Below are 16058 nucleotides of genomic sequence, written 5' to 3' on the forward strand. Positions count from 1 at the left end.
GCAGGGGCCGTGCAGACCGTCGTCTGCATCCGCTGGGGGAGCGAGTACGGGGCCGACTACGTCAACCGGCTCCACCGCGCCGTGATGCGCAACGTGGCGCGGCCGACGCGCTTCGTCGCCTTCACGGACCCGATCGATGGGCTCGACCCCGCGATCGAGGCGAAGCCGATCCCCTCGATCCACCTGCCGCAGGGTCTGAAGCCCGGTCCGTGGCGCAAGCTTGCGCTCTGGGCCGCCGATCTCGGGGGGCTCAGCGGCGACCTCCTGTTCCTCGACCTCGACATCCTGGTGACGGGGTCGCTCGACGCGCTGTTCGACCACGAGCCGGGCAAGCTCGTGCTGGTGCGCAACCCCACGCAGGGGCGGCGCGAGGGCATCGGCAACTCGTCGGTGATGCGGTTCCGCGCCGGCTCGGCGGCGCATCTCGTGTCGGACTTCGAGAACGACGCGGTGGCGATGTCGCATCGCTTCGACAACGAGCAGATCTACGTCACCAAGGCGTCGCGCCTGGCCGTCGCCTTCTGGCCGGAGCCCTGGTGCCCGAGCTTCAAGCACAGGCTGCTGCCGCCCTGGCCGCTCTACCTGTTCCGGGCGCCGGCGCTGCCCGACGAGGCGCGCGTGGTGGTCTTCACGGGCCATCCCCGGCCCGACGAGGCCATGGCGGGGCGCTGGCCAGCCAAGTGGTATAAGAAGTTCTACCGATCGCTGCCGCCCGTGCCCTGGGTGGGGCAGCACTGGCGCTGACGGGCCGGTCCCGGCCCGTCGAGAGCGCGGTCAGTAGCGGCGGAACAGGCTCACCAGCACGCCCTGCACCTTGACACGCTCGGGCCCGAAGATGCGAGTCTCGTAGGCGGCGTTGGCGGGCTCCAGCGCCACCGAAGCTCCGCGGCGGCGCAGGCGCTTCAGCGTGGCTTCCTCGTCGTCGACCAGCGCCACCACGATGTCGCCTGTGTTGGCCGTGTCCTGGCGGCGGATCACCACCGTGTCGTTGTCGAGGATGCCGGCCTCGATCATCGAGTCGCCGCGCACTTCGAGCGCGAAATGCTCGCCCGAGGCCAGGAAGTCGGCCGACATCGAAATCGTGTGGCTCTGCGTCTGGATGGCCGAGATCGGCGTGCCGGCGGCGATCCGGCCCATCACGGGGATCTCGAAGGCGCCGGGGAGGTCGCGCGAAGGCTCGGCCCGCGGCTTCGGCGCGGGCTTGCCGCCCTTCAGCAGCGTGAGGCCCTTCGGCTTGGCGGCCTCGGCGGCGACCTGCTCGGGCAGGCGCAGCACCTCCAGCGCGCGGGCGCGGTTCGGCAGGCGACGGATGAAGCCGCGCTCCTCAAGGGCCATGATGAGGCGGTGAATGCCGGACTTGGACTTCAGGTCCAGCGCGTCCTTCATCTCGTCGAAGGAGGGCGGCACGCCGGTCTTCTGCAGTCGGGCATGGATGAAGCGGAGCAGTTCACTCTGCTTTTCGGTCAGCATGGGCGGACTCTCCCAGCGCACGCTCGATCCGGAATGCCGATGCGGCTCCGCCTCGACGGGCGTCAAAACAAAACAAGAACGTGATATGTGTTCTTGATGCGTTCTGCAAGTGGGGCGTGTGAGGCGCGGCGCGCATCGGCCTGGGAGATCGTCGCCTGTCCACAGGGAGAGCGTCCGACCCGATCCGGCGATCGCTGATGCCCAATCGACTTGAGCCGACCAAGCGGCAGAGCGTTCGGAGTCGGAAAGAACTGTCGCGAGCTGATCTGGAGCGGGCGAAGGGATTCGAACCCTCGACCCCAACCTTGGCAAGGTTGTGCTCTACCACTGAGCTACACCCGCATCCATGTCGCTGCGGCGACGAGGGATGTATGCCGGATTCGATCCGGAATGACAAGGGGGGCGGAGCAGGTTTCTGCTCCGCCCCCCTCGTGACAATTTCGGAAGCGCCCCGCCTCAGGCGTCGGTGCCGGCCTTGATCCGCACCGGGCGCAGCAGGAACGAGGGGACGTGGTCGCCGAGGCCGATCACGACGTCGTCGTCCTCGTCCGAGCGATGGCGCCGGTCGAAGCCGCGGCCGGCCGGGCGCTCGTCGCGCGAGCGCGGGGCCGAGGCGGACTCGCTGCGGCGCGTCGAGGAACTGGGCGGGGGCGCCAGCGTCGGGCCGGCGTCGGCCGAAGCGCGCTCGGTGCGCTCGCGCGTCGGCTCCCGGCCGTCGCTCCGCCCGCGGTTCTCGCCGCGGCGGCCGCCGCGCGACTCGGAGGGCCGGCCCTCGCCGCGTCCGCCCGCGCGGCGCGAGCGCCGGTCGCGCGAGCCGCCCTCATCTTCGTCCTCGACGGCCGGCTCGGCGTCGGCCACCTGGTCGAGCGTCGCGCCCTGCCAGTCGATCTTCTTCTGGATCAGCTTCTCGATGTCGTCGATGTAGCGCTGGTCGGCCTTGGTGACGATCGAGACCGCGGTGCCGCTGCGGCCCGCGCGGCCCGTGCGGCCGATGCGGTGGACGTAGTCCTCGGCGTGGGTCGGGACGTCGAAGTTGTAGACGTGGCTGACCATCGGGATGTCGAGGCCGCGGGCCGCGACGTCGGAGCAGACCAGCAGCGACACCTTGTTGTTGCGGAAGGCGTCGAGCGACACCATGCGCGAGCGCTGGTCCATGTCGCCGTGGAGGCAGCCCACCGAGAAGCCGTGCTTCTCCAGCGACTTCGTCAGCAGCGCGACGTCGCGCTTGCGGTTGGAGAAGATGATCGCGTTGGTGAGGTCCTCGGCGCCGCGCAGCAGGCGGCGCAGGACCTCGCGCTTGGCGGGGCCGGGCGCCGAGGCCACGAGCGACTGCGTCACGCTCGCCGCCGTCGAGGACGGGCGGGCCACCTCGATGCGGGCGGGGTCGTGCAGGAACGCCTCGGTGAGGCGCGTGATCTCCGGCGGCATCGTGGCCGAGAAGAACAGCGTCTGCCGCGTGAACGGCACGAGCTTGCAGATCTTCTCGATGTCCGGGATGAAGCCCATGTCGAGCATGCGGTCCGCCTCGTCGATGACCAGGATCTCGATGCCGGTGAGCAGCAGCTTGCCGCGCTCGGCGAAGTCGAGGAGGCGTCCCGGCGTGGCGATCAGCACGTCCGCGCCGCGGGTGATCTTGGCCTCCTGGTCGGCGAAGGACACGCCGCCGATCAGCAGCGCCACGTTGATCTTGTGGTTGGCGCCGTAGCGGACGAAGGCTTCCTCGACCTGCGCGGCGAGCTCGCGCGTCGGCTCGAGGATCAGGGTGCGCGGCATGCGGGCGCGGGCGCGGCCGGTTTCCAGCCGGGAGATCATCGGCAGGGTGAAGGCGGCGGTCTTGCCGGTGCCGGTCTGGGCGATGCCGAGCACGTCGCGGCCCGCGAGCGCGACCGGGATGGCCTGTTCCTGGATCGGCGTCGGGGTCGTGTAGCCGGTGGCTTCGACCGCCTGCAGGACCTTGTCGCTGAGGCCGAGTTCGTTGAAATTCATCAGGTGTTGCGTCTACCGTCGACGGAGCACGGCCGCGTGACCCGCGTGTAGCCGTGAGGGGACAGGCACGATCGATCGTGCGCCGAGGAGCGACGCGGGACGCCCATTGATGACAGGGGACATAAGCGGAAACCGCGACAAGTCAACGACGCGCGGGATATTCCACGCGGAATGGTGAAGCGCCGTGCTTCAGCGGATGCGGATCACCAGGGCGCTGCCGGCCGGCACCGATCCGGTGGGGGTCATGTCCACGTTGGGGTCTGCGGCGGCGCGCTGGCTCGCCGCCGGCGCGGGGGCGCGATAGGCGACGAGCGAGATCCGGCCGGACTGCGACAGCCAGTCGAGCCCGTGGGCGCCGGCGAGGCTCGCCACGCAGACGGCGGCGGCGGCCAGCGCGAACCACTGGACCGCGGAGCCGCGCCGGTCACTCACGAAATCGGGCATCGTCGATCCAGCGTCGGGGGTGACGGCAGACTGACGATGCGGGGTTGCCAGGGGCTTAAGGATGAACGGGACGCGGCCGAAACGGTGAAGAGGCGGTGGAAACCGTTCACCCTCCGTCGACCATGGCTTTCGAGGCTCAAACGTCGACGAGGTCGGCCGCGCCGGACGCGCGCTCCTGGATGAAGGCGAAGCGCGCCTCCGGCTTGTTGCCCATCAGCCGCTCCACCGCGTCGCGCGTGCCGCTCTGGTCCTCCTCGAGCACCGTCACGCGCAGCAGCGTGCGCTTCGACGGGTCCATGGTGGTCTCCTTGAGGTCGCGCATGGGCATCTCGCCCAGGCCCTTGAAGCGGCTGATCTCGACCTTGCCCCGCCCCGTCATGGCGGTCTTCATCAGGAAGTCCTTGTGGGCGTCGTCGCGCGCGTAGACGGATCTCGTGTTCTGCGTCAGCCGGTAGAGCGGCGGCACGGCGATGAACAGGTGGCCGCCGTCGATCAGCCTGGGCATCTGCCGATAGAAGAAGGTGATCAGCAGCGAGGCGATGTGGGCGCCGTCGACGTCGGCGTCCGTCATGATGATGATCTTGTCGTAGCGGAGCTCGCCGTCCTTGTAGTGCGTGCCCGTCCCGCAGCCGAGCGCCAGCGCGAGGTCGGCGAGCTGCTGGTTGGCGGCGAGCTTGTCGCGCGTGGCGTTGGCGACGTTGAGGATCTTGCCGCGCAGCGGCAGCACCGCCTGGCTGGCGCGGTCCCGCGCCTGCTTGGCCGAGCCGCCCGCGCTGTCGCCCTCGACGATGAACAATTCCGAGCCCTGCGCGGCCGAGTTCGAGCAGTCGGCGAGCTTGCCGGGCAGGCGGAGCTTGCGCGTCGCGCTCTTGCGCGCCACGTCCTTGTCGGCCTTGCGGCGCAGGCGCTCGTCGGCGCGCTCGACGCTCCAGTCGAGGAGCTTCGCGGCCTGCGAGGGCGCGGCGGCGAGCCAGTGGTCGAAGCTGTCGCGCATCGCCGCTTCCACGATGCGGCCCGCCTCGACGGTCATCAGGCGGCCCTTGTTCTGCCCCTGGAACTCCGGCTCGCGGATGAACACGGACAGCAGCGCCGCGCAGTTCAGCATCACATCGTCGGCCGTGACGTTGGCGAAGCGCCGCGCCTGCCCGATCCGCTCGGCGTGGTCCTTGAGGCCGCGGAGCAGCGCCGCGCGCAGTCCGTTCTCGTGCGTGCCGCCGTTCGGGGTCGGGATGGTGTTGCAGTAGGCGTGGACGAAGCCGTCGTCGTCGCTGAGCCAGGTCACGGCCCATTCGAGCGAGCCGTGGCCGCCGGGCTTGGTCACCTTGCCGGTGAAGGGCTGCTCGGCCACGAAGCTGCGGCCCTCGACCTCCTGCGCGAGGTGGTCCTTGAGGCCGCCGGGGAAGCGGAACACGGCCTCGACGGGCGTCTTGGTGCCCTCGACGAGCTCGGGCGCGCAGTGCCAGCGCACCTCGACGCCGCCGAACAGGTAGGCCTTGGAGCGCGCCATGCGGAACAGCCGCGCCGGTTCGAGCTTCGCCTCGGGGCCGAAGATCTCCGCGTCCGGCTTGAAGCGCACGCGGGTGCCGCGCCGGTTGGCGACGCGGCCCACCATCTCGATCGGCCCCAGGACGAGGCCGCGGGCGAAGCACTGGCGGTACAGCGTCTGGGCGCGCGCGACCTCGACCTCCAGCCGCTCCGACAGGGCGTTGACGACCGAGATGCCGACGCCGTGCAGTCCGCCCGAGGTCTGGTAGGCGCCCGAGTCGAACTTGCCGCCCGCGTGCAGCGTGGTCATGATGACTTCGAGCGCCGAGCGGTCGGGGAACTTCGGGTGCGGGTCGACCGGGATGCCGCGGCCGTTGTCGGTGATCGACACGAAGCCGTCCGCTTCCATCGCGACGTCGATGCGGCTCGCGTGGCCCGCCACGGCCTCGTCCATGGAATTGTCGATCACCTCGGCGAAGAGGTGGTGCAGGCCCGCCTCGTCGGTGCCGCCGATGTACATGCCGGGGCGCCGCCGCACCGGCTCCAACCCTTCCAGAACCTCGATCGAGGCGGCGGTGTAGCCGGCCTCGTCGGGAGTCCCGTCGCGCAACGGCAGGGCGCGGCGCTTCTTCCCGGCCTCGGCGATGGACGGCACGTCGTCGTTCACGGCGAACAGGTCCTCGGGGACGGCGGCGGCGGCGGACCTGGGAGACATCGGCGGGCCCTGCGGGACGGTGGGATACGGGAACAGACCGTGTACATAAGCCCGAGACGGTTAACATGAAACCCTTTCGCCATCGAGTCGCGCCGGGGTAAGGGTGCCGCCCTCCCGCGAAGGAGGCTCCCGCTCGCGCCGATCGAAGGCCTCCATCCCGTGAAAACCCTCCGCCGCCGATGAACCCGCTCGTGCTCGACGTCGCCCGCTCGATGACGGGCCGCGCCTGGCGGGCGCGGCTCGACGAGGCCGGCGCGCGGCGCGCGGCCGCGATCGCGCAGAGCCACGGCATGCCGGACCTGCTGTCGCGCGTGCTGGCGAGCCGCGGCCGCGACGTGGCGGACTGCGCGGCCTTCCTCGACCCCAGCCTGCGCGCGCTGATGCCGGACCCCGACGTGCTCGCCGACATGCCGGCCGCCGTGGAGCGGCTCGCCCGCGCGGTGCGGGCGGGGGAAAGCGTCGCGGTGCTGGGCGACTACGACGTCGACGGCGCCTGCGCGGCGGCCCTGCTGGTCGGCTATCTGCGGGCGGCCGGGCTCGACCCCGCGATCCACATACCCGACCGGCTGGTCGACGGCTACGGGCCGAGCGTGCCGGCCGTGGCGGCGCTGGCGACGGGCGGCGCCACGCTGCTCGTGATGGTGGACTGCGGCTCGACGAGCCTCGTGCCGCTGGAGGAGGCGGCGCGGCGCGGGCTCGACACGGTGGTGATCGACCACCACCAGCTCGGCGCCGAGCTGCCGCGCGCGGCGGCCCTCGTCAACGCCAACCGCCCCGACGACCTGTCCGGCCTCGGCCACCTCTGCGCCGCCGGCGCGGTCTTCATGGTGCTGGTGGCGCTGCACCGCGCCCTCAAGGCTTCCGGGTTCTGGGACGGGCGCGCCGCGCCCGACCTCCTCGCCGCGCTCGACCTCGTGGCCCTCGCCACGGTCGCCGACGTGGTGCCGCTCACCGGTCTCAACCGGGCCTTCGTGGCCAAGGGCCTCGCCGTGATGGCGCGGCGCGCCCGGCCCGGCCTCGCGGCGCTGTTCGACGTGGCGGGCGCCGACGGCGCGCCCTCGCCCTTCCACCTCGGCTATCTCGTCGGCCCGCGCATCAACGCCGGCGGCCGCATCGGCGACTCGGCGCTCGGCACGCGCCTGCTCCTGACGCCTGACCCGGTCGAGGCGGCGCGCATCGCCGCCGACCTCGACCGGCTGAACCGCGAGCGCCGCGTGATCGAGCTCGCCGCCGTCGAGGAGGCCGAAGCGGAAGCGCTCGCCCTGGTCGGGGGCGGGGACAGCGCGGTGATCGTGGCCGCTGCCGAAGGGTGGCACCCCGGCGTCGTCGGGCTCGTCGCGGCGCGGCTGCGCGAGCGCTTCGACCGGCCCGCCTTCGCCATCGCGCTCGCGGGCGACACCGGCACCGGCTCCGGCCGCTCGACCCCCGGCGCGGACCTCGGGGCCGCGGTGCGGCTCGCCGTCGAGCGAGGGCTGCTGCTGAAGGGGGGCGGCCACGGCATGGCGGCGGGCGTGACGCTGCCGGCGGCGAGCCTGCCCGCCTTCCGCGACTTCCTGCACGACCACTTCGCCGACGCCGTCGCGCGGTCCCGCGCCGAGGCGGCCCTGGAGGTCGACGGGACGCTGGGCGCGGGCTCCGCCACGCCGGAGCTGATCGGCGGGCTCGAGGCCGCGGGCCCCTTCGGCGCCGGCGCGCCGGAGCCCGTGGTGGCGCTGCCGAGCCACCGCGTGGTGGACTGCGGCACGATGGGCGAGGGGCACCTGCGCGCGACCCTGGCGGGCCGCGACGGCAGCCGCATCCGCGCCGTGGCGTTCCGCGTCGCCGAGGGGCCGCTCGGGCAGGGGATCATGGCGGCGCGGGGCAAGCTCGTCCACGCCGCCGGCACGCTCACGGTCAACCGCTGGGGCGGGGGCGGGGGCCGGCCGGAGCTGCGCCTGCTAGACGCCGCGCTCGTGCCGGACCAGCCGGGGTAGGGCGGCGGCTCAGCCCTGGTCCGCCGGGGGCAGCGCCGGGCCGCGCGTCGTGTCGAGGCCCTCGACCTTCGGCAGCGCCACGGGCTGGCCCGTCGCGGCCGAGCGGTAGATCGCCTCCATGATGCGCTGGTCCGCCAGGCCCTCCTCGCCGGGCGTGCGCGGGCGCCGGCCGGTGGCGACGCACTCCGCCATGTGGTCGAGCTCCAGCGCGAACTGATCCTTCGCCGCGATGCGGCGGTCGACCACCGCCTCGGCGTCGCCGTCCCGGTGCGCGATCTGCAGCCTCTGCCCCGTGTACGCGAAGGCGTTGGCGAAATCGATCGCGGCTGCCGGCATGCCCATCCCGAGCCTCCGGTTCTCGTGGAGGCCGTAGGAGGCCGCGCAGTTCGCCACGAGCCCGCTCGGGAACCGCAGCGTGAAGGTGACCTGCTCCTCGACCTCCCTGAAGCGCGGGTCGCCCGGCGTCGAATGGGTGTGGGCGTAGACCTCGGTCGGCTCCTCGCCGCTGAGGAAGCGCGCGCCGTTGAGGCAGTAGAGCCCGATGTCGGGCAGGGCGCCGCCGCCGGCCAGCGCCTTCACGAAGCGCCACTGCGTCGGCGCCGCCATGTTCTGTGTGTTGACGGCGTCGTAGAGCAGGGCCGCGCCGTAGCGCCCGCCGCGCACCATGTCCTGCAGGGCGCGGTTGTTGGGCTCGTACTGGCAGCGGTAGGCGATCATCAGGTGCCGCCTCGCCGTCGCGCAGGCGTCGATCATCGCTTGGCAGTCGGCGGAGCTCGTCGCCATGGGCTTCTCGCAGAGCACGTGCTTGCCGGCGGCCGCGGCCGCGAGCGTCGCTTCCCGGTGCAGCGCGTTGGGCGTCACGATGTAGACGGCCTGGATGGCCGGATCGGCCTTGATCCGGTCCCAGTCGCCGTAGCCGTAGACCGCGTCCGGCGCGACGCCGTGCTGGCGCGCGAGGAGCCTCGCCTTGTCGGGCGTGCCCGAGATCAGCGCGACGAGCTTGGCGCGCTTCGACCGGCCGAAGGCCGGCAGGATCTCCTCCGTGGCGAGCCGGCCGAGCCCCAGCACCGCGAAGCCGACCCGCTCGGACGGGGGCAGGGGCGCGGGCGGCGGCGGCGTCGGGCGCTCGGTCGGCGCCGTCCAGGTCGGGAAGTCCAGCTTGCCGCCCGCGACCGTGCCGGTGTCGACGGCGGGTTCGGCGGCCCGGGCCGCGGCCGTGCCGCCGAGCGCCGCCCCGGCGGCCGCGGCAGCGAGCTTCAGCATCTGGCGGCGGTCGGGTTCGGACATGGGTGCGCTCCGGCTGGGGGACGATGCGCCGTCAACGTCCGGCTGCCTGAGCCTGGTCCACGGCCGGGGCGACGCGTCGCGAGGCCTGTGCGCGAGGCCGCGCCCGCGCTTGCCAGACCGGCCCGGCTCGGCCTATAAGCGCTCCACGGTCGAGGCATCGCCTTCCACCGTCCGCGCCCATCGTCTAGCGGTCTAGGACGTCGCCCTTTCACGGCGAAAACAGGGGTTCGATTCCCCTTGGGCGCGCCAGAGGCACCCCCTGTAATCTTTCCCGTTCGAGCCTTGAAGGCCGGAGACCGGCCTGCGTCGCGACGGCTCGGCTGGCTGTACGCTGACCGGCAAAAGCCGACAGGCGGCTGTCGCCGGACTGGAAACCGAAGTCGGTCGATCCTGCGGCGATGCGGGGCGCGATGAAGCCGACATCGCGCTCGGCTTCCTCCCGTTCAGTTCAGACCCGCGCCGGGCATCGCCCGCCCGCGGGTCCGGTCGAGGTCGCCCTTTCGGCTCAGCTCATCCAGTTGCCGCCGTCGATGTTGTAGCACTGGGCCACGATGTAGTCGGCGTCCCGGCTGGCCAGGAAGGTCGCGAGGCCGCCGATCTCCTCGGGCCGGGCCATGCGGCCGAACGGCACCGAGGCGCCGACGGCGCGCTTCTTCTCGCCCGGCTGGAGGTTCTCGTAGCGGGCGAACATGGAATCCACGTGGTCCCAGTGCTCGTTGTCGACCACGCCGGGCGCGATGGCGTTGACGTTGATGCCGTGCTTGATGAGGTCGAGGCCGGCGCTCTGGGTCAGCGAGATCACCGCGGCCTTGGACGAGCAGTAGACGCCCACCAGCGCCTCGCCGCGGCGGCCGGCCTGGGACGCGAAGTTGATGATCTTGCCGCCCCGCCCCTGCGCGATCATCTCGCGGGCGACGGCCTGCATCGTGAAGAGCAGGCCCTCGACGTTGACGGCGTAGACCTTGCGGTAGCTTTCCCGCGTGATATCGACGATGGGGGCGAGGTCGAAGAGGCCGGCGTTGTTCACGAGGATGTCGATGCCGCCGTATTCGGCGACCACGCGCGCCACCAGGGCGTCGATCGACTCCTGGTGCGTGACGTCGAACGCGAGCCCGAGCGCGCCCTGACCCAGCGCGGCCGCGGCCTCCTCGGCGCCGGCCCGGTTGAGGTCGGCGACCACGACCCTGGCGCCCTCCGCGTGGTAGCGCTCCGCGATGGCGCGGCCGATGCCGCGCGCCGCGCCCGTGACGATGGCGACCTTGCCGTCGAGCTGCATGCGTCTTCTCCTTTGGGTTCGTCCGGAAGCGTCAGGCCGAGCAGGCCGCGCTGTAGGGCTGCAGGGCCAGGCGGATCGCGGCGATCACGAGGTCGCGCGCCCGCGGCCGGACGGCCCCGTCTCGCACGCCGTCGTAGAGCCGGGGCAGGTACTGGCCGATCAGCGTTTCGGGGATGGCCCGGTCGCCGAGCCGGGCCATGAGCGCGTCGACGGCGGCGCGGGCCTCGGGATGCGGCCAGTAGTAGCGGATGCGGTCGCTGTACGAGAAGTGGCGCTGGGCGGCCAGCGCCGCGCCCTGGCCGCCGTAGTAGCGCTGCCAGTGTCCCGGCTCCGCCACCATCAGCCGCTCCATCGCGGCGCGCAGGCCCTCGTCCTCCCCCGCCGGGGCCAGGACCTCGGCGACGTGGTCAAGGCCGTAGAGCGCCTCGCGCATGGCGAAGGTGAGCCCCGGCCCGACCTTCAAGATGGCGAAGCCGTCGTCGACGAGGGCGCGCAGCGCCGCGGCGGGCTGGTAGTCCGTGGAATGCGCCTCGAACACGAACTGGGGCATGCGCTCCAGCGTCGCCGCGAGGGCGCGCGCGGCGGCCGGATCGTAGGGGATGACGTCGGCGTCGGCGAACTCGACGCCGGGCTGCACCACGACGCCGACCGCGCGCGCGAAGGCGTCGTCGAGCCCCGCCGCCGCGAAGGACTGCCGGTGCACCTCCACGGTGGCGAGCGCCGCCTCGGGGCGCGTCACCTCGAGGTGGTCGAGCGCGTGCGTGGCGCCGCCGGGCACCGGCACCTCGGTGCCGATCACGTAGACGGGCGGCGGCCGGCCGGCGTCCCGCGCGGCGCGCTCGGCCGCGCCGGCGAGGCGGGCCGCGCGGGACGCCGTCACGGCGTCGGCGAGGGCCGGCGCCTCGCCGCGGCACCCCATCGAGGTGTCGAGGTGCAGCTTGGAGAAGCCCGCGGCCGCGTAGGCGGCGATCATCGCCTCCGCGCGGGCCATGGCGTCCTCGGCCGGCAGCGCGCGCCAGGGGTTGGGGCCGAGGTGGTCGCCGCCGAGCACGAGGTTCGCCGGATCGAAGCCGACCCTGTCCGCGATGGCCTCGACGAAGGCCCGGAAGTCCTCGGGCGTCATGCCCGTGTAGCCGCCGTCCTGGTTCACCTGGTTGCAGGTGGCCTCGATCAGCGCGGGAGCGCCGTCGTGGCGCGCCTGGAGCAGGGCCGCCTCGACCGCGAGCGGGTGGGCGGTGCAGATCGAGGCGATGCCGACGCGCGTGCCGGCGCGGCGGAGCCGGGCGATGTCGGCGAGGTCGAAGGTGGTCATGAGGCTCAAACCCTGGCTGCGGCAAGAAAGGCGTCGAGTTCGGCGAAGGTGGAGGCGCCCTCCATGGGGCCGCGCCGCGTCACCGCGCGGGCGCCGGCCGCGGCCGCGTAGCGCAGCGCCTCGGCGGGGGGCATGCCGCGCAGCCAGCAGGTCACGAAGGCGCCGCCGAAGCAGTCGCCCGCCCCCGTCGGGTCGACCTCCTCCACCGCGAAGGCGGGTTGCGCGATCCGGCCGGAGGCGTCGTGGAACTCGGCCCCGGCGGCGCCGCGCTTGACCACCACGGCCCCGACGCCGCGCGCCAGGATCTCGCCCACGGCCGCCTCCTCGGTGTCGACTTCCGTGAGGAGCGTGAGTTCCGGGCCGCTCGGCAGGAACAGGTCGCAGCGGTCGAGGAGGCCGGACAGCGCGGCCCGCATGCCGGGCGCCGCGAGCAGTTCCCGCCGCGCGTTGGGATCGAACGAGACCGTGCCGCCCCTGGCCTTGACGGTGGCGACGGCCTCCTCGGTCGCGGCGACGACGGCCGGCGAGAACAGCGACGAGCCCATGACATGGACGTGGTCGGCCGAGGCGACCAGGGCGCGGGCCGCGGCGTCGAGCGCGATGCCGGCGTTGGCGCTGCGGCGGATGTTGAACACGAAGTCACGGTCGCCGTCCGGACGGTAGCGCACGAAGGCGCTGCCCGTGGCGGCCTCGGGGTCGACCGAGACGGCCGACACGTCGACGCCGTCGGCCGCGAGGCGGCGGAGGTTCAAGCGGCCGAAGTCGTCGTCGCCGACGCGGCCCACCATGCCGCAGGGCTGCCCCAGGCGCCCGCACTGGTCGATGAAGATGGCCGGGGCGCCGGACGGGAACGGGCCGACGAGCGACAGCGGTTCGAGGAAGCCGTCCCCTCGCTCGGTCGCCATGACCTCGACGACGATCTCCCCGATGGTGACGATCCTGCGCATGGTCGACGCCGCCCTCCCTGTCCCACCCCGGTCCGGGCCGCGCGCCGCGGCCGCCCCGTTTGCCGGAGTCGCTACGCCGATCGCTTGCCCACATCAACAGAAAACTTTACGAACGTAAAAAACGGGCCGTCGCGGCCCACGAGGCGGGCATGCCGGCGTCGTATCCTCGTCGAACGACGGGGGCGGCGAGCGAGGGCGCAGGATGGACGATCACGCGGACGGCGGGCCGTCGCCCCCCCGGCGCCACTGGACCATGGAAGAGTTCGCCGAGGCCGCGGGCGTCTCGCGGCCGACCGTGTCCAAATATTTCAACGATCCCGACAGCGTCCGTCCGGCGAGCCGCCAGCGGATCCGCGACGCCATGCGGGAGTTCGGCTACCAGCCCAACCTGTTCGCCGTGAACTTCAACCGCCGCTCGACGAAGACGATCGGCATCGTCGTGCCGTCGCTGACGGACCCGTTCTACGCCGAGGTCGTGCGCTGGGTCGAACTCGGCGCCCTCGGCGCGGGCTACTGGTCGATCGTGCTGAGCTCGCACGCGGACCCCGCGCTGGAGGTGCGGGCCCTCCAGGTGCTGGACTCGATCAAGGTCGCCGGCGTGCTGATCGCCCCGCTCGGGAACGGGGCGCCGCCCCGCCACCGGGAAACGCGCGCCCCCACGGTGTACCTCGACTCCCGCATGGACGGGGACGGCTGCTTCGTCGGCACCGACAACGCCCGGAGCTTCGAGCAGATGGTCGAATATCTGTGCCGCACCGGCGAGCCCCCGTGCTTCGTCGCGATGCCCGAGGTCAACCGGAACGCGCAGGAGAGGCGGGACGCCTTCACGGCGGCGATGGGGCGCCGCGGCCTCGCGCCGGTCGTGCTCGAACCCGCCCGGCACGGCTGGGCCTTCGAGGAGATCGGCCACGAGACCGCGACGCGCGCGATCGACGCGGGCGGCTTCCCGAGCCGGACGGTGCTCTGCGCCAACGACCGCCTCGCCTTCGGCGCCATGGCGGCCGCGACCGAGCGGGGGCTCAGGGTCGGTCGCGCCCCGGGCTGCGACCTGCGGCTGGCCGGCCACGACGACCACCCGCTGAGCCGGTTCACCTGCCCGTCGCTGACCACCATGGCGCAGGACTACGCCGGCATCGCCAGGGCCGGCCTGTCGTCGCTCCTGGCCCAGGCGCTTCCGGGGACGGAGCGGCGGCCGGACCGCGTCCAGCTCCTCGACGCCAAGCTGATGATGCGGGACTCCGCCTGAGGGCGACGACGGCCCCCGCGGGCCGGCTACCCGCGGGCCACGTCCGCGACCAGGGCCGACACGGCGTCGATCGCCCGATCCTCCAGCCCGGCCCACAGCGGCAGGCGCACGAGGCGCGCGCTGAGGTCGTCCGTGACCGGAAGGGCGCCGTGCTGGCGGGCGAACCGGGTGCCCGCGGGCGCGCTGTGCAGGGGCACGTAGTGGAACACGGCCCCGATCCCGGCCGCCTTGGTGCGTCGCAGCAGCTCGGTGCGCCTCTCCATGGTGGGCATCAGCACGTAGTAGATGTGCGCGTTGTGGGCGCAGATCTGCGGCACGCTCGGGCGCGCCAGAAGCCCCTCGCGCTCCAGCGGCGCCATGGCGCGGTGGTAGCGGTCCCAGGCGCGGTGGCGGGCGCGCTGGATCTCCTCGACCTTCTCGAACTGCGCCAGCAGGAACGCGGCGTTGAGCTCGCTCGGGAGGTAGGATGAGCCGACGTCGACCCAGGTGTACTTGTCGACGCGGCCCTGCAGGAACTTGGTCCGGTTGGTGCCCTTCTCCCGCAGGATGTGGGCGCGGTCGATGAAGCGCGCGTCGTTGACCAGCAGCGCCCCCCCTTCGCCGGCGATCAGGTTCTTGGTCTCGTGGAAGCTCACCGCCCCGAGGTGGCCGATCGAGCCCAGCGGCCGGTCGCCGTAGCGGGCCGCGACGCCCTGGGCGGCGTCCTCCAGCACGAACAGGCCGTGGCGGTCGGCGATGGCCATGATCTCGTCCATGGCGGCCGACACGCCCGCGTAGTGGACCACGAAGATCGCGCGCGTGCGCTCCGTGACGGCGGCCTCGATCAGGCGCTCGTCGATGTTGAGCGTGTCGGGTCTGATGTCGACGAAGACCGGAACGGCGCCGCGCAGCACGGCCGCGTTGGCGGTCGACACGAAGGTGAAGGAGGGCATGATGACCTCGTCGCCGGGGGCGAGGTCGAACAGCATGGCGGCCATCTCCATGGCGGCCGTGCAGGAATGGGTCAGCAGGGCCTGCCGGGCGCCCGTCTCGCGCTCCAGCCAGGCGTTGCAGCGCTTGGTGAAGGGCCCGTCCCCGCTGAGGTGCCGGTTGCCGACCGCTTCCGCCAGATAGGCGAGCTCGTTGCCGGCCGGCTGCGGGACGTTGAACGGGACCGGGGTGGCGCCGGCCGGGTCGGGGACCGCGGGGGGCAGGCTCTGGCTGTCGCTCGGTGGCACGGTGATGGCACGTTCCCGCGGGGAGGAGGGGGCGGGCCTTCTTTAACCGCGATCGCGCGCCGCGGCCACCCGGGCGACCGGACCGGGACTCGACGACAGCTCAGTTCAAGGCTACATCGGACGAATCGACGACGAGCTGCATCGACTCCGGATCTGCGACATTTTCGCAGACGCCGCGGGCCCGCGCCTGAATTAACTCTTTGTTAACCACCTTCGTTAACTCTGGTGAAACTGAGGCGTAGCGTTCCGACGAGGCAACCATGCAGCGCAGCACGATCCTGATCGTCGAGGACGACCCTCTGCTGCGCGCCGACACGGTGACGACGCTGGAGGAAGCCGGACTGCTCGTCATCGACCGGGCCGACGCCGACGAGGCGCTGGGCTTCCTGCTGGAGAACGGCACCGACGTCGCCGCCGTCTTCACCGACATCAACATGCCCGGCCACTCGGACGGCGTCCACCTCGCCGAGATGATCTCCCGCCACTGGCCCCACATCGGCGTCGTGGTCACCTCCGGCGTCGCCCGGCCCGTGCGGGACCTGCCGGCCCGGGTGAACTTCATCCCCAAGCCGTGGCGCCTGGAGCAGGTCGTCGCCGCCCTGCAGGACTTCGTCGAGGCGGCGTGACGGCCGCCCCGGCCATGCCCGCGCTATACAGGAGCGCGGCCCTCGATTAGACCTCGCGCGTTTCTCGTGGAGCG

At 72.5% G+C, this 16058-nt stretch carries 13 protein-coding genes and 2 tRNA genes; 5 read left to right on the plus strand and 10 right to left on the minus strand.

The features are described from left to right. The first annotated feature begins 9 nt into the window (after positions 1-9). On the plus strand, positions 10-744 hold the full coding sequence (locus L7N97_RS20515) for a hypothetical protein (protein WP_237480125.1): 735 nt from the start codon (positions 10-12) through the stop codon (positions 742-744). 30 nt (positions 745-774) lie between these two features. Here L7N97_RS20515 and lexA read toward each other — a convergent pair whose 3' ends face one another. The 5 genes from lexA to parE form a co-directional block, all read right to left on the minus strand. Beyond that, positions 775-1470 carry a transcriptional repressor LexA gene (gene lexA / locus L7N97_RS20520; protein WP_237480126.1) on the minus strand — a complete coding sequence of 232 codons (696 nt, stop codon included), beginning with the start codon at positions 1468-1470 and terminating at the stop codon, positions 775-777. A gap of 267 nt (positions 1471-1737) precedes the next feature. After that, a tRNA-Gly gene (locus L7N97_RS20525) sits at positions 1738-1812 on the minus strand. A gap of 114 nt (positions 1813-1926) precedes the next feature. Then, positions 1927-3456, minus strand: a complete 1530-nt coding sequence (locus tag L7N97_RS20530) for a DEAD/DEAH box helicase (protein WP_237480127.1) — start codon at positions 3454-3456, stop codon at positions 1927-1929. Positions 3457-3645: 189 nt separating this feature from the next. Beyond that, positions 3646-3900 carry a hypothetical protein gene (locus L7N97_RS20535; RefSeq protein ID WP_237480128.1) on the minus strand — a complete coding sequence of 85 codons (255 nt, stop codon included), beginning with the start codon at positions 3898-3900 and terminating at the stop codon, positions 3646-3648. Between the two features lie 136 nt (positions 3901-4036). Then, positions 4037-6100, minus strand: a complete 2064-nt coding sequence (parE, locus tag L7N97_RS20540; protein ID WP_237480129.1) for a DNA topoisomerase IV subunit B — start codon at positions 6098-6100, stop codon at positions 4037-4039. A gap of 179 nt (positions 6101-6279) precedes the next feature. Here parE and recJ point away from each other — a divergent pair, with 179 nt between their 5' ends. After that, positions 6280-8073, plus strand: a complete 1794-nt coding sequence (gene recJ / locus L7N97_RS20545; protein WP_237480130.1) for a single-stranded-DNA-specific exonuclease RecJ — start codon at positions 6280-6282, stop codon at positions 8071-8073. Positions 8074-8082: 9 nt separating this feature from the next. On the opposite strand, the gene L7N97_RS20550 is transcribed toward recJ, so the two are convergent. Next, positions 8083-9360, minus strand: a complete 1278-nt coding sequence (locus tag L7N97_RS20550) for a Gfo/Idh/MocA family protein (protein WP_237480131.1) — start codon at positions 9358-9360, stop codon at positions 8083-8085. Positions 9361-9533: 173 nt separating this feature from the next. Here L7N97_RS20550 and L7N97_RS20555 point away from each other — a divergent pair. Next, positions 9534-9609 (plus strand) — tRNA-Glu (locus L7N97_RS20555). 256 nt (positions 9610-9865) lie between these two features. On the opposite strand, the gene L7N97_RS20560 is transcribed toward L7N97_RS20555, so the two are convergent. Genes L7N97_RS20560 through L7N97_RS20570 form a run of 3 tightly spaced genes read right to left on the minus strand, consistent with a single transcriptional unit; the run spans position 9866 to position 12895 of the window. Further along, complete coding sequence (locus L7N97_RS20560) at positions 9866-10636, minus strand: L-iditol 2-dehydrogenase (RefSeq protein WP_237480132.1); 771 nt, start codon at positions 10634-10636, stop codon at positions 9866-9868. A gap of 31 nt (positions 10637-10667) precedes the next feature. Further along, on the minus strand, positions 10668-11948 hold the full coding sequence (locus L7N97_RS20565) for a D-tagatose-bisphosphate aldolase, class II, non-catalytic subunit (RefSeq protein ID WP_237480133.1): 1281 nt from the start codon (positions 11946-11948) through the stop codon (positions 10668-10670). A 5-nt stretch (positions 11949-11953) separates the two neighbouring features. Further along, a complete protein-coding gene (locus tag L7N97_RS20570; RefSeq protein WP_237480134.1) occupies positions 11954-12895 on the minus strand; it encodes a tagatose kinase in 942 nt (313 codons plus the stop codon). A 202-nt stretch (positions 12896-13097) separates the two neighbouring features. On the opposite strand from L7N97_RS20570, the gene L7N97_RS20575 reads away from it, so the two are divergent. Then, positions 13098-14141, plus strand: a complete 1044-nt coding sequence (locus L7N97_RS20575; protein ID WP_237480135.1) for a LacI family DNA-binding transcriptional regulator — start codon at positions 13098-13100, stop codon at positions 14139-14141. A 26-nt stretch (positions 14142-14167) separates the two neighbouring features. Here the strand turns inward: L7N97_RS20575 and rffA are convergent, their stop codons facing one another. Next, entirely contained in the window at positions 14168-15334 is a 1167-nt protein-coding gene (rffA, locus tag L7N97_RS20580; protein ID WP_255722260.1) for a dTDP-4-amino-4,6-dideoxygalactose transaminase, read from the minus strand. Between the two features lie 284 nt (positions 15335-15618). Between rffA and L7N97_RS20585 the strand changes: the two genes are divergently transcribed. Next, on the plus strand, positions 15619-15984 hold the full coding sequence (locus tag L7N97_RS20585; RefSeq protein ID WP_237480136.1) for a response regulator: 366 nt from the start codon (positions 15619-15621) through the stop codon (positions 15982-15984). Positions 15985-16058: the final 74 nt, after the last annotated feature.

The sequence above is a fragment of the Lichenibacterium dinghuense genome, assembly GCF_021730615.1.
GTDB classification, from domain to species: Bacteria; Pseudomonadota; Alphaproteobacteria; order Rhizobiales; family Beijerinckiaceae; genus Lichenihabitans; species Lichenihabitans dinghuensis.